We start from the raw sequence: 26,589 nt of genomic DNA on the forward strand, positions 1-26,589 counted from the left end.
AATCAAAAATTTTAAATATATTCACAACTTTATGTAAAATCGTATATACACCTGTGATATACTACTACTTGTATTAAGACATGCTTAAGAGCATGTCAGTCTCGGATGGGCGCTAGACACGCTGGATGGTCTTTATTATAGAGTTATGCTCGGTCATTATTGAGAGGAGGACGTTTCTTGAAACTGCGTCTTATGCCTGTGCTGCTAACGTCTCTGCTGTCTGCTGCATTATTGTTTGGTGGCTGGTATTCTTACCGTCAATTCGCGGTGCAGGAGCCGCTGCAGAAGCTGGTATCATCCTACGAGGGAGTGAAGGATTCCCATATTACTATTAAACGCAATGAGGTCACTTTGAAACTGGATTTGCAGCCGGGCACGAAATTACGTGAGCTGGTGCAGTACGTATCGAGAGAAGGCAGCACTGCTATTGACGGCAGGACCCTGAAGCTGGATGTGGAACAGAAGCCGAGTGAGCTGCTGGATGAGTATTGGGATAAAGCAATGTTCTCTGTAGCGGAAGCGATGGAGAGCCGGAAGTATACATTGATACCAGCGAAGTTGGATGGGCTGAAGGAGCAGGACAGCAAGTACAGCGGGGTTACAGCCGCCACAGAGATTGACGACAATAATGTGTACGTGAGCCTGAGCAACGGCACTGAGAGCAAATTTATCATACTGCCGCGTGCAGCAGCCAAGATGGGAGTGTGGAACAATGCCTAAGTACTGGAAAGAGGTTGTAGCCGGATTCGTTCCGGTCATGCTGATTTTTATGGCTTTTGTGGGGATTAATATCTTCCCTGTAATCATAGCACTTGGTATGGTTGCCGCTCTCCTGTTCATTGCCCATGCGCGCGGCGGTCTGGCCGTCAATGCAGGTGCAGATAAGAAGCGCAAGAAGAACGGCCCGTCCAAGCTTACCTTTGAAGAGATCGGCGGACAGGACAATGCCAAGCAGGAGCTGCGTGAAGCGCTGGACTTCCTGATCCGGCATGAAGAAATCAGCAAGTTCGGGATTCGCCCGCTCAAGGGAATTCTGCTTACAGGCCCTCCGGGAACCGGGAAGACGCTGATGGCCAAGGCTGCGGCACATTATACTAACTCTGTATTCGTAGCTGCCTCAGGCAGTGAATTCGTTGAGATGTATGTCGGTGTGGGTGCGGGACGCGTACGCGATTTGTTCAAGGATGCCCGTACGCGCGCGCTCAAGGAGAATAAGCAAAGCGCCATTATTTTCATCGATGAAATTGACGTTATCGGCGGGAAGCGCGAAGGCGGACAGCAGCGAGAATATGATCAGACGCTCAATCAGCTGCTGACGGAGATGGACGGGATTTATAACAATGATACCCCGCGCATTCTGCTGGTAGCCGCAACGAACCGCAAGGAGATGCTTGATTCTGCGCTGCTGCGTCCGGGCCGTTTTGACCGACACATTCAGGTCGATATGCCTGACAAGAAGGGCCGCAAGTCGATTCTCGACCTGCATGCCAAGAACAAGCCGCTGCATGACACCGTTGATCTGGATAAAATCGCCGAAGAAGCTTACGGCTTCTCGGGTGCGCAGCTGGAGAGCGTCATGAACGAAGCCGCGATCTACATGATGCGCGAGAATCTGACCCTGGTAGAGCAGCGTCATCTGTCGATGGCGATCGACAAGGTCATGATGGGCGAGAAGACCGACCGTGAGACCAACCATGAAGAGAAGAAGCGGGTAGCGATCCATGAGCTTGGACATGCTATTATGGCTGAGCTGCTGCGTCCCGGAAGCGTTAGTCAGGTCACACTGACCCCGCGCGGACAAGCACTCGGTTATGTTCGGCATAATCCGCAGACCGAACAATATCTGTATACGAAGGACTATCTGGAGCATCAGATTATGATTGCCCTGGGCGGAGCGGCTGCGGAAGAGATGTATTACGGCGGACGCAGTACCGGTTCCCGCGGTGATTTCGACCAGGCGCTTAATATTGTTGAGACCATGATGAAGTCCGGGCTCACCTCGCTCGGCATTGCGAATCTGCAAATGGTTACCACCGAAGAGCTAATGAAGGAAAACAGTAAAATACTGGATGATCTGATGATTCGTACGAAGGACCTGCTGGAGCAGCAGAGAAATATATTTGATTACTCTCTTGACATTTTAATGAAGGAAGAAGTTCTCTCCGGAGAGCAATTTCGTTGTCAATTTCGTGACAGTGTCCTTTTACCGGCATAATTCTTTATGCCGGTTATTTTTTTTTACTTTTCAGACATGCTAAGATATCATTATATGTCGGGCTACTTATTTTTTTCGACAGACAAGGTACAATACAGAAGTATAGATACCTGAAAGGATGGAGACTTTTACATGAATTTTAAGAAGATCGGTGTCATCGGCGGAGGCACAATGGGACAAGGGATTGCTGAAATGCTGGCAGCCAAAGGCCTGGATGTCATGCTGGTGGAAAAAACTGCAGAACGGCTGAACTACTCCTACGAAATGATCGAGACCAGTCTCGACAAGCAACTGGAGAAATGGGCGATTACCCAGGCGGAGAAAAAGCTGATCCTGGCCCGCATCCAGAAGGTTACACACTTCGCTGAACTGAGCTCATGCGATATGGTCATTGAGACTATCGTTGAAGATCTGGAAGCGAAGCAAAAGGTATTCAATCAGCTCGATCAGGTGTGTCCGAGCCACATTATTCTTGCCAGCAATACGTCAACGCTTAGCTTGACTGAGCTTGCAAGCTCTACAATGTATCCGGAACGCGTTATCGGCATGCACTTCATACACCCTGTAGGTAAGGTGGATCTGGTTGAAATCGTGCGCGGTCTGAAAACCTCGGACAGCACATTTGAAGATACCAAAGCCTTTGTCGATGAGATTGTAGAGAAAAAAGGCGTTATGATCTACGAATCCCCCGGATTTGTATCTTCACGCCTCATTTGCCTGTTCATTAACGAGGCTATGCATGTGCTCCAGGAAGGGGTTGCATCTCCTGAAGATATTGATGACGCTATGCGCATCGGCTACCAGTTCCAGAACGGGCCGCTTGAAATGGCAGACCGTTTCGGTCTGGATTCCGTTCTTGCCGCACTTGAGAACATGTTCCGTGAATACGGCGAGCTCAAGTACCGTCCTTCGACAATCCTCAAGAAGATGGTACGTGCAGGACAACTGGGTGCGAAATCGGGCGAAGGCTTCTTCAAGTATGACAAGGATGGTGACCGTATATGAATATCTTAGTAATTAACTCCGGCAGTTCCTCATTGAAATACCAGTTGTACAATATGACAGATGAATCTGTACTCGCCAAAGGCCTGGTAGAACGTATCGGTATGGATTCCTCCATTCTGAATCACAAGCCGACCGGCAAACAGGAAGTTACTGAAGTCAGCGAAATTCTGGAGCACAATACGGCCATCCGCAAAGTGCTTGCCTGTCTGACAGACAAAGAGCATGGCGTTATCGCATCCACCGATGAGATTAACGCTGTGGGCCACCGTGTAGTGCACGGGGGGGAATTCTTCAAATCCTCCGCGCTGGTCGATGCCGATGCGAAGACCAAGATCCGCCAGCTGTTCGACCTTGCGCCGCTGCATAACCCGGCTGCGATGATGGGGATTACCGCATCCGAGAATAATATGCCCGGTGTGCCGCAGGTCGTTGTATTCGACACCGCCTTCCACCAGACTATGCCTGAGAAGGCTTATATGTATGCCATTCCGAGAGTGCTTTACAACAAATACAAAGTACGCCGTTATGGCGCGCACGGAACCTCCCATGATTTCGTCAGCAAGGCTGCTGCAGAGTATCTGGACCGTCCGCTTCAGGACCTCAAGATTATCACCTGCCACATCGGCAACGGTGCCAGTGTAACTGCAGTGGACGGAGGAATATCAGTTGACACTTCGATGGGGATGACTCCGCTGGAAGGCCTGATGATGGGTACCCGCAGTGGAGACCTTGACCCGGCAATTGTCCCTTATGTGATGAACAAGGAAGAGCTGTCCGTCGGTGAAGTGAACTCCATGCTGAACAAGCACAGCGGACTTCTGGCCATCTCTGGCGTGAGCAGTGACATGCGTGATATTATTGACGGTGCGGAGAAAGGCGAGCCTAATTCGACGCTTGCTTTTGAAATGTACGAGTATCGTCTGCGTAAATATATCGGTTCTTATGCAGCAGCCATGAATGGGGTAGACGTAATTGTATTCACCGCTGGTGTAGGCGAGAATGCTTCCCTGCTGCGTGAAAAAGTACTGAACAATCTTACGTTCCTCGGAATTGAACTGGATACAGAAGCCAACAAGGTCCGTTCGGGTGATCCGCGGCGTATCTCTACAGCCAATTCCAAGGTACAGGTGCTTGTGGTTCCAACGAACGAAGAGCTTGTGATCGCGCGCGATACTTATCGTATTGTGCAAGGAGTTAACGGCTAAATTAGAGGAGAGATAGTAGGCATGGCTAACAAAAGTGTAATCAAGAACGTGAATGAGCATGTCGGAGAGAGTGTTGTCATCGGATGTTGGGTCAACAACAAGCGCTCCAGCGGTAAAATTCAGTTCCTGCAGCTTCGCGACGGTACCGGTTATATCCAGGGCGTTGTGGTGAAATCAGAAGTCCCTGAGCAGGTCTGGGATGATGCCAAGAGCCTCACCCAGGAGAGCTCACTGTATGTTACCGGAATCATCCGTGAGGAGCCCCGCAGCCAATCTGGCTACGAGCTGACGGTTACAGGCATTGAAGTTCTGCATCTTACCGAGAATTATCCAATCACACCTAAGGAGCATGGCGTCGACTTCCTGATGGATCACCGTCACCTCTGGCTGCGTTCCTCCAAGCAGCGGGCGGTAATGGTTATTCGTGCGGAGATTATCCGCGCGGTTCAACAGTTCTTCAATGAGCGCGGCTTCACGAAGGTGGACCCGCCGATCCTGACACCTACGTCAGCAGAAGGCACGACCAACCTGTTCCACACCAAGTACTTCGAAGAGGACGCCTATCTTACCCAAAGCGGACAGCTGTATATGGAAGCAGCAGCCATGGCTCTGGGACGCGTCTATTCGTTTGGGCCTACCTTCCGTGCAGAGAAATCCAAGACCCGCCGCCACTTGATCGAGTTCTGGATGATTGAGCCGGAAATGGCCTTCACAGATCATGAAGAGAGCCTGTGCGTGCAGGAGGATTTCATCAGCTTCGTCGTGCAGTCCGTGCTGACGAATTGCCGCGCCGAGCTGGAAGCGGTGGGCCGTGATGTCTCGAAGCTTGAGAACATCAAAGCACCATTCCCGCGTATCAGCTATGACGATGCGATTAAGTTCCTAAATGAAAAGGGCTATGAAATTGCTTGGGGCGATGATTTCGGGGCTCCTCATGAAACGGCGATTGCGGAGATGAGCGACAGACCCGTCTTTATTACCCACTATCCGGCTTCCTTCAAGGCTTTCTATATGAAGCCGCATCCTGATCGTCCTGAAGTGGTGCTGTGCGCGGATATGATCGCTCCTGAAGGCTACGGGGAGATCATTGGCGGATCACAACGTATTGACGATCCGGCACTGCTGGAGGCCCGCTTTAAGGAACATAACCTGTCGATGGATACCTACAAATGGTATATGGATCTGCGCACCTATGGCACAGTTCCACACTCCGGCTTCGGTCTGGGGCTGGAGCGTACAGTAGCCTGGATCTGCGGTCTGGACCATGTCCGTGAGACCATTGCCTTCCCTCGTACACTGTACCGTCTTTACCCTTAAAGAATAGGGAAAGGGGGCTTAAGTATGGACGGAAAAGGTTGGAATACCTGGGGCGAGGGCGTAGCCTTCGGCCTGGAGAACGGAATGGCCGTCATTCCTTATGCACTCCTGAAATATTACCGGAAGCTGAATCTGAGCGGCAGCGAGTCCATGCTGCTGATTCATCTGCTCTCCTTCAGACAGGTGGAGGGAATAGACTTCCCTTCCCTGGAGGAGCTGCAGGCAGTAACCGGGCGCAGTATTCCGGTGATTGCCGGAGAGCTGCAGAAGCTTATGAAGGAAGGTTTCATCAGTATCGACGGAGAAAACGACGAGCTGAGAGACATTCATTATGAGCGCTATAACTTCTCCGGCCTATACGCCAAGCTGGGAGCTTATCTGGCAGAACTCTCACGGGAGACTGCCCAGGAGAAGCCCAGCCGGAGCGGGCGGGAGCCGGGGGCCCGGGCAGTAGCTCATCACTCCGGGGCTACCGCACCGGACGGCGGCTATGGCCGCCCGGCTGTGCCGGGTGCCAAGGAGTCAGAGGACGGACGTAGTCTGTTCAGCATTTTCGAGAAGGAATTCGGGCGTCCGCTATCCCCCATGGAATGTGAATCTATTTCCGGCTGGGTGGATGAAGACCGCTATCCCGAAGAGCTGATTCTGCTCGCACTGAAGGAGTCGGTCTTTGCAGGAAAGGTTCATTTCCGTTACATTGACCGCATTCTGCTGGAGTGGGCCCGCAACCGGGTGAAGAATGCCCAGGATGTCAAAGCCTATTCCCAGAAATTCCGGGGCGGCGGCAGATGAGCGGAGCGGGGTAGATATATACCGGTCCAGGGCAAGGCCCGGCCGGTAAAGGTGTCCCTTAAGTCATGTATGTGGCTTAAGGGGCACTTTTTTTTCTTTTGTTACTTAGGATTGGGAGTTAGCTGAAAGTGGGCGGGGAGCGGGGGTGAGGAGCAGAAGTGCTCCTGAAACCAAGAAAAGTGTGTTAAATAAGAAGATAAAGGGTGTATAAATGCACCTGATTTCCGTAAAAGTGGCTTAATGAGGAAAATGAAGGGTATAAATGCACCTGATTTCCGTAAAAGTGGCTCGATGGGCAAAATGAAGGGTATAAATGCACCTGATTTCCGTAAAAGTGGCTTGATGAGCAAAATGAAGGGTATAAATGCACCTGATTTCGCCACTGGCAGCATACAGCCCGCAGTCCCTTCACATGGAAGGAACTGCGGGCTGTTATGTTCTGCATTAAGAAGTTGTGAAAAGTAATCAATAATTAGTGCAGCTCCTGCTCCAAAGCTGAGCCCATCTCGCGTGAACGTTCCGCACAGCGGTTGACGGCGGAAATGACGGTCTCGAAGAAATCGCCGCGCTCCAGCACTTCAATGGCCGCCTGGGTAGAGCCATTCGGCGAGGTGACCTTCTTGCGCAGGGCGGCAGGCTCTTCACCGGTCTGCTGCACCATACGGGCTGCGCCGAGCACGGTCTGGACAGTCAGCTCACGGCTCTGCTCAAGCGGCAGCCCTCCGCGTATACCTGCAGCGATCATTGCTTCCATCATGTAGTAGATATAAGCCGGTCCGCTGCCGGAGATCCCGGTTAAGGTCTCCATCCGTTCTTCGTCAATGACAGCCGTCAGGCCAACCGCTTCGAAGATATTAAGCGCTGTACGGCGGCTCTCTTCGCCAACCTCCTTGGAGAAGGCAATCCCGGTAGCCCCGAGGCCGATGGAGCTGGAGGTATTCGGCATGGTGCGGACCACAGGCTGCGGATTACCCAGTAAGCCTTGCATCGTACGGATGGTCAGCCCGGCAATCACGGAGATGACGAGCTGATCCGGCGACAGCAGCGGCCCGAGTGAACGGAGCGCTTCGGAAGCGTCTTTGGGCTTCATGGCTAGAACAATGACCGGCGCAGAGCGCAGAGCCTCAAGCTTGGACTCGGGAGCGTTATAGCCGAGCACGCCGTAACGGCTGCGGAGTTCAGCGAGGCGCTCGCTGCTGCTGCGGTTCAGCATGATAATCCGGCCCGATTCCACTACATTCCGGGCGATTAATCCCCGAACAATGGCCTCGGCCATCGAGCCTGCGCCATAAAAAACAATATTATGATTGATGAGCGGAATTGCTGGTTGCTGGCACATGGCTGGCAGTCCCCCTATAAGTTGAGTGAGTTAACCTCTGATTTGGCCGGAGCCGTGAATCATATATTTGCTTGAAGTGAGTGCAGGCAGTCCCATAGGCCCGCGGGCATGGAGCTTCTGGGTGCTGATCCCGATCTCGGCGCCAAAGCCGAATTCAAAGCCGTCCGTGAACCGGGTAGAAGCGTTGTGGTACACCGCCGCAGCGTCAACCTCCTGCAGGAAGCGTTCAGCATTCGCCGTGTCTTCAGTCACAATACATTCGGAATGCTTGGTTCCAAACTCTGCGATATGCCCAAGAGCCTGTTCCAGCGTGTCCACGATACGAATATTGAGAATGTAATCGTTGTATTCTGTAGCGAAGTCCTCCGGCGTGGCAGGCACAGCCCAAGGAATAAGAGCAACGGTATCCTGGCACCCGCGCAGCTCCACACGAGCCTCGCGGAAGGCTTCAGCAAGTGCGGCGAGATGTTCTTCAGCATAAGCACGGTGCACCAGCAGTGTCTCCATTGAATTGCAGACCGAAGGCCGCTGGGCCTTCGCATTCACGCTAATGCGCCGGGCCATTTCCGGACTGGCACTCGCATCCAGATAAGTATGGCATATGCCTGCCCCTGTTTCAATAACCGGTACGGTGGCATTCAGAACCACATTCTGAATCAGAGAGCTTCCTCCGCGCGGGATGATGACATCCAGCAGTCCGTTCAGCTTCAGCATTTCATCCACGGAGGAGCGGTTAGGATCTTCGATCAGCTGCAAGGCATCCGGCGGAAGGGCGGTACCCGCAAGTGCGCGGTGCAGCACCTCGGTGATGGCACGGTTGGAGGATAGAGCGGAGGAACCGCCGCGCAGCACCACAGCATTGCCGGTCTTGAGGCACAGTCCGGCAGCGTCAACGGTGACGTTGGGGCGTGCTTCATAGATAATGCCAATCACCCCAAGGGGAACCCGAACCTTCTCGATGTGCAGGCCGTTCGGCCGTTCTATCGTCTCCAGATTGTCTCCAACCGGATCGGGCAGTTCGGCAATCTGCTGCAAGCCTTCGGCTATGCTGTCAATCCTGCCCGCATCCAGGGCCAGCCGGTCGAGCATCGACTCCGGTGTCCCGTTCAGCCGGCCGCGCTCCAGGTCTTCGGCGTTGGCGGCAATAATGTAATCAGCTTCGGCGCGCAGAGCAGCAGCCATCACCAGCAGGGCTTCATTCTTCTGGGCGGTAGTCAAGCTAGCGAGTACCCCTGTGGTTGCTTTGGCCAGCGTCGTCTTGTTAACCACTTCACTCATGGCAATTCCTCCTAATAAAAGTTATGTTGGCATAGGGAGACACAATAGGTTTCGTAAATTAACGAAGCGTGATCCATTCGTCCCGGTGGATAACCTCCAGCCGGTGTACTTCACCAAGCTTGGGCACAATCTCGCGGCTGGGAAGCCCCTGAATGCTGCGGAGCTGGGTGTCATCGTAATTGACGATACCCCGTCCAAGCAGCTGCCCATCCGGGCCGAGTACTTCGACGACATCCCCTGAATGAAAGCTTCCTTCAATACGTCTAACCCCGACTGGCAGCAGGCTATGGCCTCCGTGAAGCAGCGCTTCAACAGCACCGTCATCGACATACAGTGATCCGAGCGGGGTGGACATGAAGCCCAGCCATTGCTTTTTGACCGGCAGAGAAGAGAGGGTGGTGGCAAAATAAGTACCTTTGCCCGTTCCGGCTGCGGCCTGTGATAAATCCCCCGGCTCCTTAACCTGGCCCACGAAGACCGGAACGCCGCCCCGCGTGGCAATCTTGGCCGCATCGATCTTGGAGCGCATGCCGCCAGTTCCTACGCTTGAGCCTGCACCGCCTGCAATGGCGTAGATCTCAGGCGTAATTTCTTCGATGTGCTCATACCGTACAGCTTCCGGATGCTTGCGGGGATCGCCGCTGTAGACGCCGTCCATATCCGTCAATACCAGCAGGTGCGAGGCCTTTAGCAGATTGGCAACCAGCGCCGATAAGGTATCGTTGTCACCGAACTTCAGCTCATCCACCGATACGGTATCGTTCTCGTTGAACACGGGCACGGCGCCTTGGCGGAGCAATTCTTCCACCGTCATCAAAGCGTTGTTCATGGCCCGGCGGCTGCAGAAGTCTGTACGGGTCAGAAGAATCTGAGCAGTGGGTATACCGTGGCCTGCGAAGGCCTCCTGATAAGCCTGCATCAGCATAACCTGTCCTACTGCCGCCGCCGCCTGTTTCTCATGCAGCAGCCTTGGCCGGGTAGCATAGCCGATGCCCCGGAATCCCGCTGCGACCGCCCCGGAGGTGACCAGCAGCACTTCACAGCCGTCCTCGCGGAGCGCAGCAATCTCGGCTGCGAAGAAGGAGACTGCCTCACGATTGAGGCCGCCTTCGGGACCCGTGAGCGAGCTGCTGCCGATTTTGACCACAATTCTTGACGTCATTGTCTTTCACTTTCCTCTCAAATTGAAATGCCTGTAACGCCCGAAAATGACAAAAAGCCCCCATCCTTAGACTTAGCAAAGGACGAAAGCTTGATTAACTTCCGCGGTACCACCTTCATTGATGAGGGTTCATCCGACTTCATTCTCATAACGGGAGTCTCCGTCCTGCATGGCAGGCCGCTCAGGGGTAGGATTCAGAATGGTCATCCGCGGTAGATTCTCCCAGCCTTCAGGAATCTACTCTCTGCACACGAATATACGCCAATTCTTACTGGTCCCGTCAGCACGTTTCACTATTTGTCACTTAGGATACCATGGGGCAGCAGGGTTTGCAAAGAGCCGCAGACAAATTTTTTCATGCAGCGCAGGCAGCACGATTTATGTTTATCCTATGGGGCAGAGGACCTGTGGATGAGAGCGCCGCCGCTCGCTTGTTAGGGCTAGCTATCGGTTAGACCGGCCACGGTTGCCTTGAAGGTCTCGATAAAAGCTTCGGCTGCACGGGACAAATAACGTCCGCGCCGGTAGGCAATGACCAGCGTCCGGCCCGGCACCGGCTCAGCCAGCGGAAGGTAGACCGGTACGAATTCACTCCTGGCAGCGCGTGCAATAAAGTGGGGCACAAGGGTAACGCCCATCCCGGCTGCAACCAGCGACTGGACTGTCTCCATATTATTGCTCTCGAAAACAATCCGCGGCTCAAATCCGGCCTGGCGGCATAATTCTACAGTCATTTTACGGAAGCCTTGGCCTTCCTTGAGAACGATAAATGGTTCATCCTTAAGCTCGGCCAGGCTGGTACGGATGCCCTGCGGTTCCCGTCCGGCTAACAGATGTCCCGGCGGAACGGCAAGATCGATCCGCTCCTCACCGAGCACCTCGTAGGCCAGGGTCGGAATTTCGAGCGGCAGGGAGAGCAGGCTGAGATCGGTCTGGCCGCTGGCTGTCAGCTTCTCCAGATTCATGGATGAGTCCTCCAGCAGGGTGATTTCAACCTCGGCATATTTGCTCTTGAATACAGGCAGCACATGCGGGAGCAGATGTGCTCCGGTAATCGGCATGCTGCCGACCATTACGCGTCCTGTGCGCAGCTGGGAGATATCGGACATCTCCTGCCGCAGCAGTTCCACGGCATCGATGATCCCCTGAGCCTGTTCAACGAATTTCTCACCGGCATAGGTCAGCTCCACCGAGCTGGTATTACGCTGGAAGAGCAGCACGCCAAGCTCCTTCTCCAGCTTCGACAGCTGCTGGCTGAGCGAGGGCTGGGCGATGTGAAGCTTCTCCGCCGCGCGGGAGAAATTCCGTTCTGCAGCAATCTGCAGCGTGTATTGCAATTGTCTAAGTTCCATACATAAGCTCCTTTAATGAGTAGATCATCTGTTTATAAGTATAACCTATAAACCCTATAGAAATCATATCTTGGAATTATAAACACACCGATGTTATATTTAGAACATTCAAGAGAGACTCCACGCTCTCTTCATTAGGAACGATTCTACTATTATGAGGTGAAATTCATGGGCAACAAGACAATGTTTGAGAAGATTTGGGACAATCACGTTATTCATCAGGAAGAAGGCAAGCCGAGCATTATTTATATCGATCTTCATCTGGTTCATGAAGTGACTTCCCCGCAGGCGTTTGAAGGACTGCGCCTGAGCGGCCGCAAGGTCCGCCGTCCGGGACTTACCTTTGCGACAATGGATCATAACGTGCCTACCAAGGACCGTTACAATATTACCGATCCGATCTCCAAGCAGCAGATTGATACACTTTCGCAGAACTGCCGTGATTTCGGCGTGAGATTGTTTGACCTGAATGATATTGACCAAGGTGTTGTTCACGTCATGGGTCCTGAGATTGGCCTGACCCATCCCGGCAAGACAATTGTCTGCGGGGACAGCCATACCTCCACTCACGGAGCCTTCGGTGCGCTGGCCTTCGGGATCGGCACCAGCGAAGTTGAGCATGTGCTTGCCACCCAGTGTCTGCAGCAGTCCAAGGCCAAGACCATGGAAGTGCGCTTCACCGGCAAACGTAATCCGGGAGTGACCGCCAAGGATATGATTCTCGGTGTAATTGCCAAATACGGAACGGACTTTGCAACTGGCTATGTTATCGAATATACCGGTGAGGCTATCCGTGAACTGTCGATGGAAGAGCGCATGACCGTCTGCAATATGTCGATTGAAGGCGGAGCAAGAGCAGGCCTGATCGCACCGGACGAGACCACCTTCAACTATCTGCGCGGACGTCAATATGTGCCGCAGGGTGAAGCGTATGATGCCGCTGTTGAGACCTGGAAGGGCCTTGTTAGTGATGAAGGTGCCCAGTACGATACTGTGGTCGAATTCGATGTAGAGACACTTATCCCGCAGGTTACCTGGGGAACTAGCCCTGGTATGGGAACGGATATCAACTCCACCGTACCTAACCCTGCTGATTTCACTACCGAGAATGAACGCAAAGCAGCCGAGAAGGCGCTTGAATATATGGATCTGGCTCCAGGTACACCGATCTCCGAGATTGGAATTGATTATGTCTTCATCGGCTCCTGCACCAACGGCCGGATTGAGGATCTGCGGGCCGCGGCTGAAGTAGCCAAGGGTTATAAGGTATCTGACAAAGTTACAGCTATTGTTGTGCCTGGCTCCGGGCGCGTGAAGATGCAGGCCGAGAAGGAAGGTCTGGACAAAGTGTTCACCGAAGCAGGCTTTGAATGGCGTGAAGCCGGCTGCAGTATGTGCCTGGCGATGAATCCGGATGTTCTGCAGCCGGGACAGCGCTGCGCCTCTACTTCCAACCGTAACTTCGAAGGACGCCAGGGACGCGGCGGACGCACGCATCTGGTCTCCCCTGCCATGGCGGCTGCGGCAGCCATCAAGGGACGCTTCACGGATGTGCGTGACTGGAACTACAAGACGGAAGCCGTCAACTCATAGAATAATTGAGAGAGCAGGAGGATACAGCAATGGAAGAATTCAAGAAGTTAACAGGAATTGTAGCCCCGGTAGACCGGGTTAATGTAGATACGGATGCGATTATCCCTAAGCAGTTTCTGAAACGGATCGAGCGCACAGGCTTTGGTCAATTTCTTTTCTACGAATGGCGTTTTGATGAAGCAGGGAATGACAATCCGGCATTCGAAATGAACAAACCGCGTTATGAGGGAGCCTCAGTGCTAATCTCCCGCGCGAATTTCGGCTGCGGCTCCTCCCGGGAGCATGCGCCCTGGGCCATCATGGATTACGGGTTCAGAGTGGTCATCGCACCATCCTATGCTGACATCTTCTATAACAACTGCTTCAAGAACGGCATTCTGCCGATTAAGCTCTCGGAAGCTCAGGTAGATGATCTGTTCAGCCGTACGGCAGAGCATGAGGGCTACACACTTACAGTGGATCTGGAGAACAACAAGCTGAGTGATGAGTATGGCCTTGCCATCACCTTTGAGCTGGATGAGCACCGCCGCCAGTTTCTGCTGCAGGGGCTGGATGATATCGGCCTGACACTTCAGCATGCTGATGAGATTGCCGCATACGAAGAGCGTCATGCAGCTAAGCTTTTTGCCTAAGAGCTAAGATAAGTAAACGGCTGAAGCATATTTATTCTTAGTATTTACACAAAACTTCTATTTCCGGGTGTCGGAAATAGAAGTTTTTTTGCTATAATCGAGATATTATTGCCTGTGAAGGCAACTTTTGGGGATTCATGTCGTCTTAATCTTATCTGCAAATCTATCAATGGACCAAAGGAGAGGAAAGGATGAAGAAAGCCGGACAACGGGTGTTGCTTCTACTGCTGCTGCCACTGCTCCTCCTGTCATTCGCCGGCCACAAAGCTGCGGCAGCCGGAACAAACCCCGGTAAGATCGTGATGGACAGCAAGGAGCTTGCATTGCCCAAGGGGGTAATCCTCGAGAATGTGAATGGAAGCGTTATGATTCCGATCCGTGTAGTGGTGGAGAATCTGGGCTTCAAAGTGCTGTGGGAACAAAGCAGCCGCAAGGTAACTCTCCAGCAGGACGGCAAGTCTGTACAGCTTGCAGTCGGCAGCACCACCGCTCAAGCTGATGGTGTTAACCTGACACTTAATGCTGCACCCAAGCAGAACGGCGGCACGGTACTGGTGCCTGTCCGCTTTGTCAGCGAGCAGTTCGGTCTTAGCGTCGGCTGGGACAATACGGATAAGACGGTGTATTTGAGCGGAGGGGTAACAGAGACGGCCCCTGCCACTTCAGATCCGCTGCCGTCAGCCACCGCAGCTCCCTCCGTGTCAACCGGAGCCGCTCCAGTGGCTGTTGAGTCTCCTGCACCGACCACTCCGCCCCAGAGCGGCACAGAGATTCTCGAGGAATTGGACGGAAGTGTTATAGTTACTCCGACTCCGCCAGCTACATCACCGGTGGTGAAAGGGGCGGTATTCAGCGAGAACCGGCTGATTGTAGCCGCTGCCGGAGGAGCCAAGGCTACGGTTACAAGAGTTACCGGACCCGACCGGATTGTAGTGGATTTTGCCGGAGCGGCATTTGCTCCTGATTTCAGCGGGAGCTTCCCTGGCGTATCCACGGGAGGAAGTCCCCAGGGCAAGCTGGACGTGAGCGGCTACCCGCTGGTAACTGAAATACGTTATGCGTTGTTCAGTACGAATCCCCCGACGGTCAGGTTCGTAATCCAGACTACGGGCTACCAGAATTATCAAGTAAGTACGGATGAGAGTACAGGGCTAGTCACAATCGATCTGAATGTAACAGGCAGTGATACGGGGGCACCTGTGAATCCGGGATTCACCGGAAGACCGGTTATTGCGCTGGATGCCGGACACGGGGGCAAGCAATCGGGTGCGGTCAGTCTTACCGGCAAACTGGAAAAGACCTTCAATCTCGCGGTCATCCTGAAAGCCGGAGCTATTCTGACGCAGGAAGGCTGGGCTGATGTCATCTACACCCGTACATCGGATATTACTTTGGGTCTCCAGGATCGTGTGAAGATTGCCCAAGCAGCGAACGCTACGTTGTTCGTATCCCTTCATGCCAATTCACTCGACGTATCCTATCCGAACCGGAGCAAAGTGAATGGCAGTGAGACGTACTACAGCCGCAGTGAGAGCCTGCCGCTTGCCGAGATTATGCAAAAGCATCTGGTAGCGGGAACCGGCCTCAAAGACAACGGAGTCCGCTCTAAGAGCCTGCATGTGACCCGGGAGACCCGGATGCCTGCTATTTTGCTGGAGGCGGGGTATCTGACCAATCCGGTAGATGAAGCAACCTTGTACAGCGAACAGATGCAGGATAACCTCGCGCGGGAGATTGTAGCAGGAATTAAGGAATATCTTGGCTTGTAACGCTGGATAAGCGGAGTTGTCTGTAACAGCACTACATACCTTTTAGTAATAGGGAATACACAGACATTTCCACGTTAGTTGGGATTTATTCGCAACTTTTAAGTTCTACGAACGTCTACACTATGTCGAAGGTTGTCAGTTGGCATGCCATCAAGAACGCTCGATTGGGGGCGGAATACTAGAGTCTTAGAGGTGAACAATGAAGAAATTTGCTTTTATGCTGTTGCTGCTGCTCTTTGTTGTGGTGCTGCCGGGGCATGGACAAGCCGCTGCTGGCCAGAACAAGATCTTCCTGGATGGCCAGGAACTGAATGCAGGACAAGACGTTCCGGTGGAAAATGTAAATAACTCCATCATGGTGCCGCTAAGAATGATTGCTGAGAACCTTGGATACAAGGTGGATTGGAATCAGACAAGCAAGACCATCAAGATTGAACAGCAGGGAAAGGCCATTCAACTGATCGTAGGTCAGACGGCAGCTTCCGTTGACGGCAAGACAGCGGTCTTGACTACGGCCCCTCTCCTGCGGAACGGCACGACGCTCGTACCGATCCGGTTCATTGGTGAGCAGTTCGGACTTACGGTCAAATGGGATAACACGAAGAAGATTGTAGATCTTATTACCCCGTCCATTCCCGAGCCTAACATTGACCCGGGACAAAGCAATGGGGACGGAGGAACGGTTGTAGTGCCGCCGGGAGAACCCTCAAGCAGCCTGAGCATGATCAACGGCATCAGCTTCAATGAGAACAGGTTCTCGATTGCCATAGACGGCAATGCGGAGCCGAAGGTCTCCAAGATCAGCGGACCGGACCGAATCATCGTTGATCTGCCGAATGCCACGTTCTCGGACATTTTCGGAACAGGACAAATCCTTGACCCTGACCTGAACGGGAGCCTGACAGTTACGGATTATCCGGATGTCTCCGGTATCCGCTATTCGCTGTATAGCACTAATCCTTATACAGTCCGATTTGTAATTGATCTTAATACCCCCAAAAATTATAGCGTAGAGGTGTCGGGAGATTCCTCAAAGCTCATTGTCATTGATTTGAACGCACCGGCTTCAGGCGACACTTCAACGCAGCCCGGGAACAGCGGGCGCAAGCTGGTTGTGCTCGATGCCGGACATGGTGCGAAGGATTCAGGGGCTGTAGGCATTACCGGAAAGTACGAGAAGAACTTTAACCTGGCCGTAATTCTGAAGGCGGCTGCTCTGCTGAGACAGGAGAACAAGATTGATGTGGTGCTGACGCGCAGCGATGATACTTTCCTTGAATTGAAGGAAAGGGCGGCAATTGCCAATAATCTCGGCGCAGATTTATTCATATCCGTCCATGCCAACAGCAGCGGATCAGCGGCTTCTAGCGGAACGGAGACCTACTATCAGCGGGACGCCAGCAAGGCTCTGGCCAATGTGATGCATAAGTATCTTGTGCAGGCTACCGGACTTAGCGACAGGGGAGTACGTTACGGCAACTTCCATGTGATACGCGAAACGAAGATGCCTGCGGTGCTGCTTGAGGTTGGCTATCTCAGCAATAAAAAGGACGAGGCTCTGCTGTTCACTGAAGCACTGCAGAACAATGTAGCCGCATCAATGGTCAGCGGAATTAAAGAGTATCTCGGGATTCAATAACAACGGGCGGCAGCAGGGGCCGCAGAGTCGGATGAAGACCCTATATTGCGGTCAAAAGGACTTTGCGGTCCCTCCTGCCCATATTCATCTGAGGGGGTTAATCAAATGAACAAGAAATTAACATATGCAGGGATCGCTGCGATGCTGCTTCTCGTAATTTCGGGCTGCGGAGATAAACCTACTGCAGCACCGGGCAATGCGTCCGGTCAGGATTCAACCTCGGTATCCAGCGGCGCTGAAGGAAACAATGCCGGGAATGACACTCCCGCTACTCCCACTGCCACACCGGCAGCTACAAGCACGCCTGAGCCTACAGCAACTGTAACTCCGGCGGCTACGGAGGCACCGGCAGTGCCTGAGAAGCAGAGTCTTAAGATCAAGACGTATTATACAGACCTGCAACAGAACGACTTGGTTCCGGCTGAAGTCTCAATCACCTTCAAGGATGCCAAGGAGAAATATACGGAAGCCTTCAAAACACTTCAGAAGAGCGATAATGCTGAGCAGATTCCGCTGTGGAACAAGATTGAACTGAAATCACTGGAATTCTCCAATGGACAGATTGTGATGGATATTCATAAGCCGGATGAGGCGCAGCTTGGCGCAGGCGGCGAGGCTCTGGCGATCGGCGCATTGTCACAGATGTTCTTCCAGTTCGATGAAGTGAAGAATATCGATGTGCTGGTAGACGGAGAACAGGTGGAGAGCTTGATGGGGCATGTGGATCTTGTGCATCCCATCACCCGCGAGAACAACGGATTATAGGCATTAGGCAGGAATAAGCCGGATGGCTAACGAAATTAACAACATAGAAATCCAGATATGCCATAGAGAGGGGAATATCGAATTGTCCGGTCCAAAACGATTAAAGCGTACGGTTCAATCTTATTCTGTAAAAGCGGTCTCTGCCGTTCTGGCCGGTGCGATGGTGCTTGGCGGGGCAGGGGCTGCCTTTGCCGACAACGCTTCAACCGGAGCAACCGCTGCTGCTGGAGCTCCGCAGACGGCTGTAACTGGTTCAGGGATCTTCAGTGATGTCAAGACGGGCTTCTGGGCCGAAAAGCATATCTATAAGCTGGCAACTCAGGGGATTGTGGTCGGCAATAACGGCCTGTTCCGTCCTGGCGATTCTGTGACCCAGCAGGAAGCGGTGCTGATGGCACTGCGCTTCATGAAGCTGCAGGGGAATGTGAACACCAGTACCGAAGTTGCGCTGCCTAATGATTTTGCGGTTACGAACTATTACAAGCCATATGTAATCTTAGCCTTCCAGCAAGGTCTGCTGGACAAGACCACTGAGATGGCTGCAGATAATCTTAAAAGCTCGTGGGGCGAGCGCAAGGCCAGCCGTGAATGGGTCGCGGAGCTGCTGATCCGTGCGCTTGGCCAGAGTGCATCAGCTTCTGCGGCCGCAAGCCGGCCGACAGGCTTTGCCGATGACGCCAAAGTGTCTGCCAACAAACGCGGCTACATTAACACAGCGGTGGAACTGGGACTGGCGAACGGGCTAACCGGCAACCGCTTCGATCCGCAAGGCGCTGTGACCCGTGCGCAGCTCGCTACCTTCTTCAGCCGTGCTGAAGCGCATAATAACCTGGAGTATGACAATACGTTCAAAGGAACAATCAGTTCTCTTAAGGATGGCAAGCTGGGATTGTACACTAACGGCAGCACGCTGGAGTTCACTCTGAATGCCAATACCGCCTACTACACCAGTACATCCGAGAATCGCATTTCTATGAACGAGATCCAGCCTTATACGAAGGTGACTGTCATTGGAGCTACCTATAGCGCAGCTTATGTAGAGCTGACAGATCCGGCAGTTCAGGTTGAGCAGGCGGAGGGTGTGTTCACCAAGCATACACCGGGTATCATCTGGGTCGATTCCGCGAATGGATACGATCAGTATCCTTACGATTCGGGCACAGCCTTCTTGGATGTGAACGGTGCGGTTATTCAGCCTGCTTCGATCACTGCCGGCAGCAAGCTTACGCTGCTGCGTGAAACTTTCACGGGTTCCCGCAAGGTTGTGAAGGTGCAGGTCACCTCCGGTATTGTGAACAAGACGGCTAAAGGCACGGTTCAAAGCGTTGACACTGCTGCCAAGAGCATTACGTTCAAGAACGCCGACGGCACAGTAGAAACGTTCAAATGGGAAGAAGGGACCACGCTGTTCAGCTCCCAGAATTCTATTATTCAGCCCGCGGAGCTGAAAGCCGGTGCTGCTGTCTCTTATACCATCAAGGATAATACGATCCGTTCCGTGGAAGTGACCTCAGGAGTGGAGCGCATAATGAAGGGCTTCATCTATGAGTTGACAGATTCAACGATTGTCTATCAGAAGAGTGATGGCACCCGTGAGGTCAATCTGCTTGCTGCTAATCCGGCCATTGTGATTCCGAACGCTGTAAGTCCGGTGATGGCTGACCTGATTGCTGACAAAACAGGCGGAGACAATGTGCAGCTTACGCTGAACAGCAATGACCAGGTGACCAAGATTGAGGTGCTGAGCCGTCAGATCGAACAGTACGCGGCTGCTACCGTTGTGGATTATAACGCTAAGACCCAGTACCTGACCTTCACGGACAATAACGGCAAGGCTCATGTGGTCAAAATGGATGAGAAAACAAAGATGTCGTACGGCGGGCTGATTACCACTTCGCTGACCACCATGGGGTCCAGACTGGTTGAGAACCGCAAGATTGATGTGACCTCCATTAATGAGCGTGCAATGTCTGTTGATTTGACAACCAAATATTCCGGCACCCTGACGGCAATCAATACTTCGGCCAGGACGATTGTGTTCAAGCTGGGTAACGGACAATTGCTGACGATGTCTTATCCGCAGGCCATTGAAATGTTTGGCAAAAGCGGGGCAGTCATCACCGATGTTCCGCTCAATGTGCCGGTAACGGCAGTGCTTGCCAGCAATCAGGAGCTCATCTCTGTGCTGCGGGTGAACGGGTCGTCCCAGTTCGAGATTGCTACCATTAATGCGGGTACTAACAAAATGACCGTGAAGCTTGAGGGTGGCAGCAACAGCAGCGAGCTGAACCTGGCGAATGTACCGCTTACCAACGAAGCAGGCCAGAAGATCGCCCTGACTGAGCTGAAAGCCGGAGATTTCGTGAATCTCAGCTTTGACGGTTCCACACCGCTGGCGCTGCAGTCGGTGAAACAGGTTGCCGGACAGGTAACGGCAGTGGATGCCGCAGCAGGTACGTTCACCGTGAAGGATTATACGGGAGCCTCCCAGCCTTATACTGCGGGCAGCGGAGTAAGAATCCTCCGGGACGGTGTTGCAACGAACGCTCTGAGCGGACTTACCACAGCAGACCGGGTATTGGTGCGTAAGGATGCGGCTGGTGTAGTGATCATCTCCGTGTTCAGTCAGTTGAACCGGACCTTCGCCCGTTATGAGAGCGCAACGAATGAAATTTACACCAAACGCGCCACGCTGAATGAGAATAATACGTTTGGGCTTGCCCCAAATGTATATATTCATCAAGGTGACACGACTTTACCCGTGCAATCTCTCAAAGAAAATGATAATATTATAATGTATTTCAACAACGGCAAGGTTGTAGAAATTGTGAAACAATAATCGTTTTGGTGATTTTCCGTGTGAAACACCGTCTTGATCCTTGGGTTTGCCTTGGATCAAGGCGTTTTTTTTGAAATATAAGGGCAGCACGGTGTTCGCTTGAACGCTACGAAAGTATACGATATAATGTATCTTTGCTTATATTTCGTAAGAATTGAGAAGATATGCTGTAAGAGAACTTGCAGTTATACCTGCTCCGTGGAGGGGACGCTATGAAAGCTGCAGAGGTCCGCCACATCCTGGACACTATCGGAGGCATGTTCCCTGATGCACATTGTGAGCTGAATCACAGCAACGCTTTTGAGCTTACCGTAGCCGTGCTGCTCTCAGCCCAATGTACGGATGCAACAGTGAACAAGGTGACCGAGGACCTGTTTCAGAAATACAAGGCTCCGATCGACTATATCTCAGTACCGCTGGAAGAGCTGGAGATGGATATCCGGCGGATTGGTCTATTCCGCAACAAGGCCAAGCATATTCAGAACCTCTGCACCATCCTGATTGAGCAGTACGGGGGTGAAGTGCCGCAGGCCCATGATTTGCTGGTAACTCTGCCAGGTGTCGGACGCAAGACTGCGAATGTGGTCGTATCGAATGCGTTCGGAGTGCCGGCGATTGCCGTGGATACTCATGTGGAACGGGTAGCCAAACGGCTCGCGCTTGCGGGCTGGAAAGATTCCGTGCTGGAAGTGGAGAAGAAGCTGATGAAGGCGGTGCCGCGTGATGAATGGACGCTGACGCACCACCGGCTGATCTTTTTCGGGCGATATCACTGTAAGGCTCAGAATCCCGCATGCCAGATCTGCCCGCTGCTGGATGTATGCCGGGAGGGCAAAAAACGTATGAAAACTGCTGTAATCAGGAAAGCTAAGGATCATACGAAAGCTAAACAAGAATTAGAGAAGAAGAGGATGGGATAGAGATGAAGTGCATTTCTGTATATACCGATAATTTTGAAGCATTTTCCGATATTTTTGACCGCGTAGTGGACAGCCCGATGGAAGAGAACGAAGAGCAGGAAGTGGAAGGTATCACCATCAGCCATTCCGGCGATGTGCCTGAGTTCTATCTGGAGCGTATGTCCGCGAAGCCAGAGGTTGTCGTAATGAAAGACAAATCCCGTGGCCTGACCATTCTGCAGCACGGCAAAGTCTTTGAAATCCTGCTTCCAGTGCTGGAAACAGCTTAATTTGATTGGAGTTCATTAGAGAGGTTGTCCCATAGCCATGAAGTGGCTGACGGGGCAGCCTCTTTTTTTGTTGAATAGGAAACATTCTTTAATTGATTCGTAGAATGACTTTGATGCTGAATATGATTGAAGGCTGAAGGTATGCTTAAAAGCGAATATAATTGGCTGGTACAGCGGCTTATGACCAAATGTATGTGGAAAACAGCATACATTTACTGATGTGCGGGCGTGTGTGCCGAATGTATGTGGAAAATAACATATATTGTACAACTACGGGGGTGAGCGGGGCAAATGTATGTGAATAACAGTGTACATTGTGCAACTACGGGGTGGGCAGAGCAAATGTATGTGAAAAACAGCATACATGGTGTTCGCGCGAAGTTAATTTTATTCATCCGTTAGGATGATGTTGTTCCGAACCCATCGAAGCAGGGTTTGCGGGCGAGGCTGGAATGGCATCTGCGAAATCTTGTTTTTCGTGAAGGTTTATAGCTGATTTTGTAAATGTGGATATTTGATTTGTGACGATCTGATGATAAAATATAATTATTCTATTCTTGCAGTGAGATAAATCATACAAATGTAATAATAATGAAAGAAGCTATAGATTGCAGCGGAGGCGGGATGTTGTGGGAGCAGAACGGGAAAGAGTGGAGCAGGTTACAGCGGGGTCATCAGCGCTTAGGCTGCTGGAGGAACGGTTGAAGCAATGGGGAGAACAGAAGAGTGCGCAGATCGTGGCTGATCTAAGGGTCAAGGAGCAGGCAGATGAGCTGACGCTGGCATTCTGCGGACATTTCTCGGCAGGGAAGTCAAGCATGATAAACAAGCTTTGCGGTAAGGCCGTACTGCCATCGGGTCCGGTTCCAACCAGTGCGAATATTGTATCGATCCGTAGCGGAGCACCGCAGGTGCTGCTGCATCCGGTGGATGGAAGCTCCGGAGGAAATACCGGGGTGATCAAGACTACGCCTGACCGGCTTCAGGATTACTGCCGCCAGGGGACAGAATATTCAGCGATAGAAGTGTGGGAGGATGTCCCGGTGCTGAGGGATCACGGGGTGCTGATGGATACGCCCGGCGTAGATTCGACAGATGAGGGCCATCAGGCGGCGACACGCTCGGCTTTGCATCTGGCTGATGCCGTGTTCTATGTGATGGATTACAATCATGTGCAGTCGGAGAATAATCTGGCGTTTGCCAAAAGCCTTAGCGACTGGGGTAAGCCGCTCTACCTGATCATCAATCAGATCGACAAGCACAGAGAACAGGAAATTCCGCTGGAGGAATACCGGCAGCAAGTGGAAAGCGCTTTCCGGGAATGGGGAATTCATTCTGCGGGACTGTTGTTCACTTCGCTTAAGGTGGAGGGACATCCGCTGAATCAGTGGAAGGATCTGCTGGCATTGATCTCCGGTCTGCTGGAGCAGCGGCAGGAGTTGCTCGAATACAGCTTGTCCCGTTCCATCCATCATACTGCAGATGCTGTCCTGGCCGATTATCGTGAGCAGCAGGAGGAGGAGCGGGCTGCGCTGCTGGAAGAGACTGGCGGTGCAGCGGCGGAAGCTGTGGAAGCACAGATCCGGGCAACGATGCAGGAGGAAGCATCGCTGGAGGAGTTGCCAGAAGAGGCGCGGACGGATCTTCGCAGCAGGCTGGACGCTCTGCTCGGCAACACGAATCTGATGCCGGCCGATCTGCGGGATGCGGCTGGAGCGTACATCGAGAGTCTCCAGCCGGGCTTCCGGCGCGGCCTGCTCTTCACCGCTGCGAAGCGGGAGAAGGAGCAAGGAGCGCGGCTGCAGCACTGGCACGGTCTTCAGCAGAGAGAGATCACTGCCCAGCTGGAGTGGCACACTCTCCAGCTCGTGCGCGAATGGGCGGAAGGCCTGGAGCTGTGGCAGGAGGAGGCGGAGCCGCTGCTGAAGCAGGCCTTCCCGGCGGTGAGCCAGCAGTGGCTGGCGGATCAGGTGAAGCCGGGAACCGGGGCTTCGGGCGAGGCGTTGCTTAATTTCTGCCGCACGCTTGCGGCAGAGATTAAGGCGCAGTTCCGCCGCGCGGTCCTGGCCTTCGGCGAGCCGCTGCTGGCGCAGCTGCCGCCGCTGGTGGAGGAGCGGCGCGCGGAGCTTACGCGCCGCCGGGCGGCCCTGCAGCGGCAGGCGCAGGCGCTCGCCGCGCTGGCCGCCCTGGACCGCGCGGCTGCCGCCCGCGCGGACGACCTGGCGGCGCTGCTGCCGCCGCGCCGCACCCTCACCCCCGGCGCGCTGCCGGGGTGCCGCCCTGGCGGCTGGCGCGCCAAGCGCCGCCAGCCGGAACCGCCGCCGCGCGTGGCAGCGGCGGCAAGCCCTAGCGCCGCCCCGGCTTGGGCGGCGGGCACGGCACAGCCGGCGGGCGGGCGCCGCCGGCTGACGCAGGCCGCAGCGGCGCTGCACGCGGCGGCCGGGGTGCTGCGGAGCGAGCCGGCCATGGCCTCGGCGGCGCGCAGCCTGGCGGCGCGGGCGGAGGACCTCGCCGGCGGCCGCTTCACGATGGCGCTGTTCGGAGCGTTCAGCGCCGGCAAATCCTCCTTCGCCAACGCCCTGCTGGGCGAAGAGGTGCTGCCCGTGTCGCCGCATCCGGCCACGGCGGCCGTCGGGCGGATTCTGGCGCCGGAGGGCGGCTTCGCCCACGGGACGGCAGCCATCACCATGAAGCGGGCGGAGGAGGTCTGGGAGGACATCCTCCATTCCTTCAGCGTGCTGCAGCTGACGCCGCCGCAGCACGACTCGTGGACCGCAGCCGTGTCCCGGCTGCAGACCGGAGGGCTCCATCCGTCCGCGCTGCCGCATGCCGGCTTCCTGCGGGCAGCTGCCGCCGGATGGGAGGAATCCCGTCCGCTGCTCGGAACAGAGCGGACCGTCAGCCTGGCGGAATACCGCAGCCTGGTCGCTGACGAGAAGCGCGCCTGCTTTGTGCAGAGCACGGATCTGTATTATGACAGTCCGCTGACACGTAGCGGCATCGTATTGGTGGACACGCCAGGTGCGGATTCCTTACATGCCCGTCACACCGGTGTAACCTTCGGCTACATGAAGAACGCCGATGCCATCTGCTTCGTGACCTACTATAACCACGCCTTCTCCAAGGCTGACCGCAGCCTGCTTGCCCAGCTGGGGAGAATCAAAGACAGCTTCGCACTCGACAAAATGTTCTTCATCATCAACGCCGCAGACCTCGCAGCGGACGAGACCGAGCTTGAAGAGGTGAAGCAGCATGTGGCGCAAAATCTACGGGCCGGAGGCCTGACCTCGCCGCGGATCTACAGCGTGTCCAGCCTGCTTGCGCTGGAGGGCAAGACAAGCGGAGCGGGGGAGGCTTACGAGGCCTCCGGGTTCGGCAGCTTTGAAGCCGCACTCTCCGCCTTCGCCGGTGATGAACTGCCGGGACTGTCTTTGGCAGCAGCCAAGGACAGCCTAAGCTCGGTGCGCGGGCGCGCCGAAGAATGGCAACGCCTTGCGCTGATGGAGGCGGACCAGCAGGCGGAAGGAATGAAGCAGTTCCGGCAGCGCCGGGAAGCGGCGAATCTGCGGCTGGCTGCGCTTGCGCAGGAAGACCGGCCGCTCCGGGACCTGCGCCGTGAAGGTGCAGAGCTTCTCTATCATGTCCGGCAGCGGATTGCCTTTTCGTTCGGGCGTTCCTTCCAGGAGTCCTTCCATCCATCCATTCTCCGGGAAGACGGAGGGAACCTGAAGGACATCTTCATCGCCTGCGGGCGGGAGCTGGAGCGCAGTCTTCTGCGTGAACTGGAGCAGGAGCTGTGGGCAACGACCCTGCGGCTGGAGTCGGCAGGGCGCAGATTCGTGACCCAGGCGGCCACAGCGGCTGCTGCCGAGCTGTCCATCCCGGATCAGGAGCTTCAGCTGCTGGAGAATCCGGATGAGCGCTGGCCCGCACCTGCGAAGCTGAACTGCGTTCTGGCTCCGCTGGACTGGGCTGGACTGTGGAGCCGCTTCAAATCTCCGCGCCACTTCTTCGAGGGACCGGGCCGGGCAGAGATCCGCGCGGCTGCCGAGCCGTGGTTCAAAGAAGCGGTGGCTGCGGCAGCGCAAGGACAAGAGGACTCTCTGTTGACATTCTACACCGATGCAGCGGCAGCGGCCTTATCCCAGGCCGCAGACCAGCTGCGTGAAGGCCTGTCCGAACAGGAGGCAGCCATGTCAGCGCTGCTGAAAGGGGGTGATGGTGCGGAGCATTGGGGCCGGATCGCCCAAGAATTACGGCTCCAGGAGCAGGCTTTCGCCGAAATATAAGTTTTTATAGGGTTCACGTGATAAAACCGTTTTCACTTGTCTGTTGAACAGCCATCTGTGAAGTTTGTAGGAAAATGTCGAAGAACACTTGCAATCTGGTGGATGATGGATGAAAATAAAGAAGACTGAAAATTTACAATCAAACTGCGACATTTTACAGAAACAGAGAAGTCAGCAGACAAATTTGCGAAAAGAGGTTGGAGTCGACA

At 53.9% G+C, this 26,589-nt stretch carries 19 protein-coding genes; 15 read left to right on the forward strand and 4 right to left on the reverse strand.

From position 1 onward, the window contains the following. Positions 1-177 precede the first annotated feature (177 nt). The 6 genes from NST04_RS15755 to NST04_RS15780 all read left to right on the forward strand — a co-directional run bounded on the left by NST04_RS15755 (position 178) and on the right by NST04_RS15780 (position 6,534). Complete coding sequence (locus NST04_RS15755) at positions 178-720, forward strand: hypothetical protein (RefSeq protein WP_341018397.1); 543 nt, start codon at positions 178-180, stop codon at positions 718-720. Continuing rightward, positions 713-2,215 (forward strand): AAA family ATPase, encoded by a 1,503-nt coding sequence (locus NST04_RS15760; RefSeq protein WP_341185000.1) that lies wholly within the window; start codon positions 713-715, stop codon positions 2,213-2,215. Before NST04_RS15755 ends, NST04_RS15760 begins: the two co-directional genes overlap by 8 nt. 132 nt (positions 2,216-2,347) lie before the next feature. Then, positions 2,348-3,220, forward strand: coding sequence for a 3-hydroxyacyl-CoA dehydrogenase family protein (locus NST04_RS15765; protein ID WP_036698052.1), 873 nt, complete (start codon positions 2,348-2,350; stop codon positions 3,218-3,220). Beyond that, the gene (locus NST04_RS15770; RefSeq protein WP_341185001.1) at positions 3,217-4,425 is read left to right on the forward strand and encodes an acetate/propionate family kinase; all 1,209 of its coding nucleotides are present in this window, start codon (positions 3,217-3,219) and stop codon (positions 4,423-4,425) included. The genes NST04_RS15765 and NST04_RS15770 overlap by 4 nt, the downstream gene beginning before the upstream one ends. 21 nt (positions 4,426-4,446) lie before the next feature. Next, positions 4,447-5,742, forward strand: a complete 1,296-nt coding sequence (asnS, locus tag NST04_RS15775) for an asparagine--tRNA ligase (RefSeq protein WP_341185002.1) — start codon at positions 4,447-4,449, stop codon at positions 5,740-5,742. Positions 5,743-5,766: 24 nt separating this feature from the next. Beyond that, positions 5,767-6,534 carry a DnaD domain-containing protein gene (locus NST04_RS15780; RefSeq protein ID WP_341185003.1) on the forward strand — a complete coding sequence of 256 codons (768 nt, stop codon included), beginning with the start codon at positions 5,767-5,769 and terminating at the stop codon, positions 6,532-6,534. Positions 6,535-7,006: 472 nt separating this feature from the next. Here the strand turns inward: NST04_RS15780 and proC are convergent, their stop codons facing one another. The 4 genes from proC to NST04_RS15800 all read right to left on the reverse strand — a co-directional run bounded on the left by proC (position 7,007) and on the right by NST04_RS15800 (position 11,665). Continuing rightward, entirely contained in the window at positions 7,007-7,873 is an 867-nt protein-coding gene (proC, locus tag NST04_RS15785) for a pyrroline-5-carboxylate reductase (RefSeq protein WP_341185004.1), read from the reverse strand. Between the two features lie 30 nt (positions 7,874-7,903). Next, entirely contained in the window at positions 7,904-9,151 is a 1,248-nt protein-coding gene (locus NST04_RS15790; protein ID WP_341185005.1) for a glutamate-5-semialdehyde dehydrogenase, read from the reverse strand. Positions 9,152-9,209: 58 nt separating this feature from the next. Beyond that, positions 9,210-10,313, reverse strand: coding sequence for a glutamate 5-kinase (gene proB / locus NST04_RS15795; RefSeq protein WP_341185006.1), 1,104 nt, complete (start codon positions 10,311-10,313; stop codon positions 9,210-9,212). Between the two features lie 440 nt (positions 10,314-10,753). After that, entirely contained in the window at positions 10,754-11,665 is a 912-nt protein-coding gene (locus NST04_RS15800; RefSeq protein ID WP_341185007.1) for a LysR family transcriptional regulator, read from the reverse strand. Between the two features lie 168 nt (positions 11,666-11,833). Between NST04_RS15800 and leuC the strand changes: the two genes are divergently transcribed. From leuC to NST04_RS15845, 9 genes are all read left to right on the forward strand, one after another. Continuing rightward, entirely contained in the window at positions 11,834-13,258 is a 1,425-nt protein-coding gene (leuC, locus tag NST04_RS15805; protein WP_036727197.1) for a 3-isopropylmalate dehydratase large subunit, read from the forward strand. Positions 13,259-13,287: 29 nt separating this feature from the next. After that, a complete protein-coding gene (leuD, locus tag NST04_RS15810) occupies positions 13,288-13,890 on the forward strand; it encodes a 3-isopropylmalate dehydratase small subunit (protein ID WP_076079215.1) in 603 nt (200 codons plus the stop codon). Between the two features lie 191 nt (positions 13,891-14,081). After that, on the forward strand, positions 14,082-15,659 hold the full coding sequence (locus NST04_RS15815; protein WP_341185008.1) for an N-acetylmuramoyl-L-alanine amidase: 1,578 nt from the start codon (positions 14,082-14,084) through the stop codon (positions 15,657-15,659). Between the two features lie 199 nt (positions 15,660-15,858). Continuing rightward, the gene (locus NST04_RS15820) at positions 15,859-17,298 is read left to right on the forward strand and encodes an N-acetylmuramoyl-L-alanine amidase family protein (protein ID WP_341185009.1); all 1,440 of its coding nucleotides are present in this window, start codon (positions 15,859-15,861) and stop codon (positions 17,296-17,298) included. Between the two features lie 105 nt (positions 17,299-17,403). Continuing rightward, positions 17,404-18,063 carry a GerMN domain-containing protein gene (locus tag NST04_RS15825; RefSeq protein WP_341185010.1) on the forward strand — a complete coding sequence of 220 codons (660 nt, stop codon included), beginning with the start codon at positions 17,404-17,406 and terminating at the stop codon, positions 18,061-18,063. Positions 18,064-18,085: 22 nt separating this feature from the next. Continuing rightward, positions 18,086-20,902 carry an S-layer homology domain-containing protein gene (locus NST04_RS15830; RefSeq protein WP_341185011.1) on the forward strand — a complete coding sequence of 939 codons (2,817 nt, stop codon included), beginning with the start codon at positions 18,086-18,088 and terminating at the stop codon, positions 20,900-20,902. Between the two features lie 212 nt (positions 20,903-21,114). Beyond that, on the forward strand, positions 21,115-21,822 hold the full coding sequence (nth, locus tag NST04_RS15835; protein ID WP_341185012.1) for an endonuclease III: 708 nt from the start codon (positions 21,115-21,117) through the stop codon (positions 21,820-21,822). Between the two features lie 2 nt (positions 21,823-21,824). Continuing rightward, positions 21,825-22,091, forward strand: coding sequence for a hypothetical protein (locus NST04_RS15840; RefSeq protein WP_036697991.1), 267 nt, complete (start codon positions 21,825-21,827; stop codon positions 22,089-22,091). 629 nt (positions 22,092-22,720) lie between these two features. Then, positions 22,721-26,380 (forward strand): dynamin family protein, encoded by a 3,660-nt coding sequence (locus NST04_RS15845; protein ID WP_341185013.1) that lies wholly within the window; start codon positions 22,721-22,723, stop codon positions 26,378-26,380. The last annotated feature ends 209 nt before the right edge of the window (positions 26,381-26,589 follow it).

The organism is Paenibacillus sp. FSL H7-0756, from assembly GCF_038006765.1.
GTDB lineage: Bacteria > Bacillota > Bacilli > Paenibacillales > Paenibacillaceae > Paenibacillus_AQ.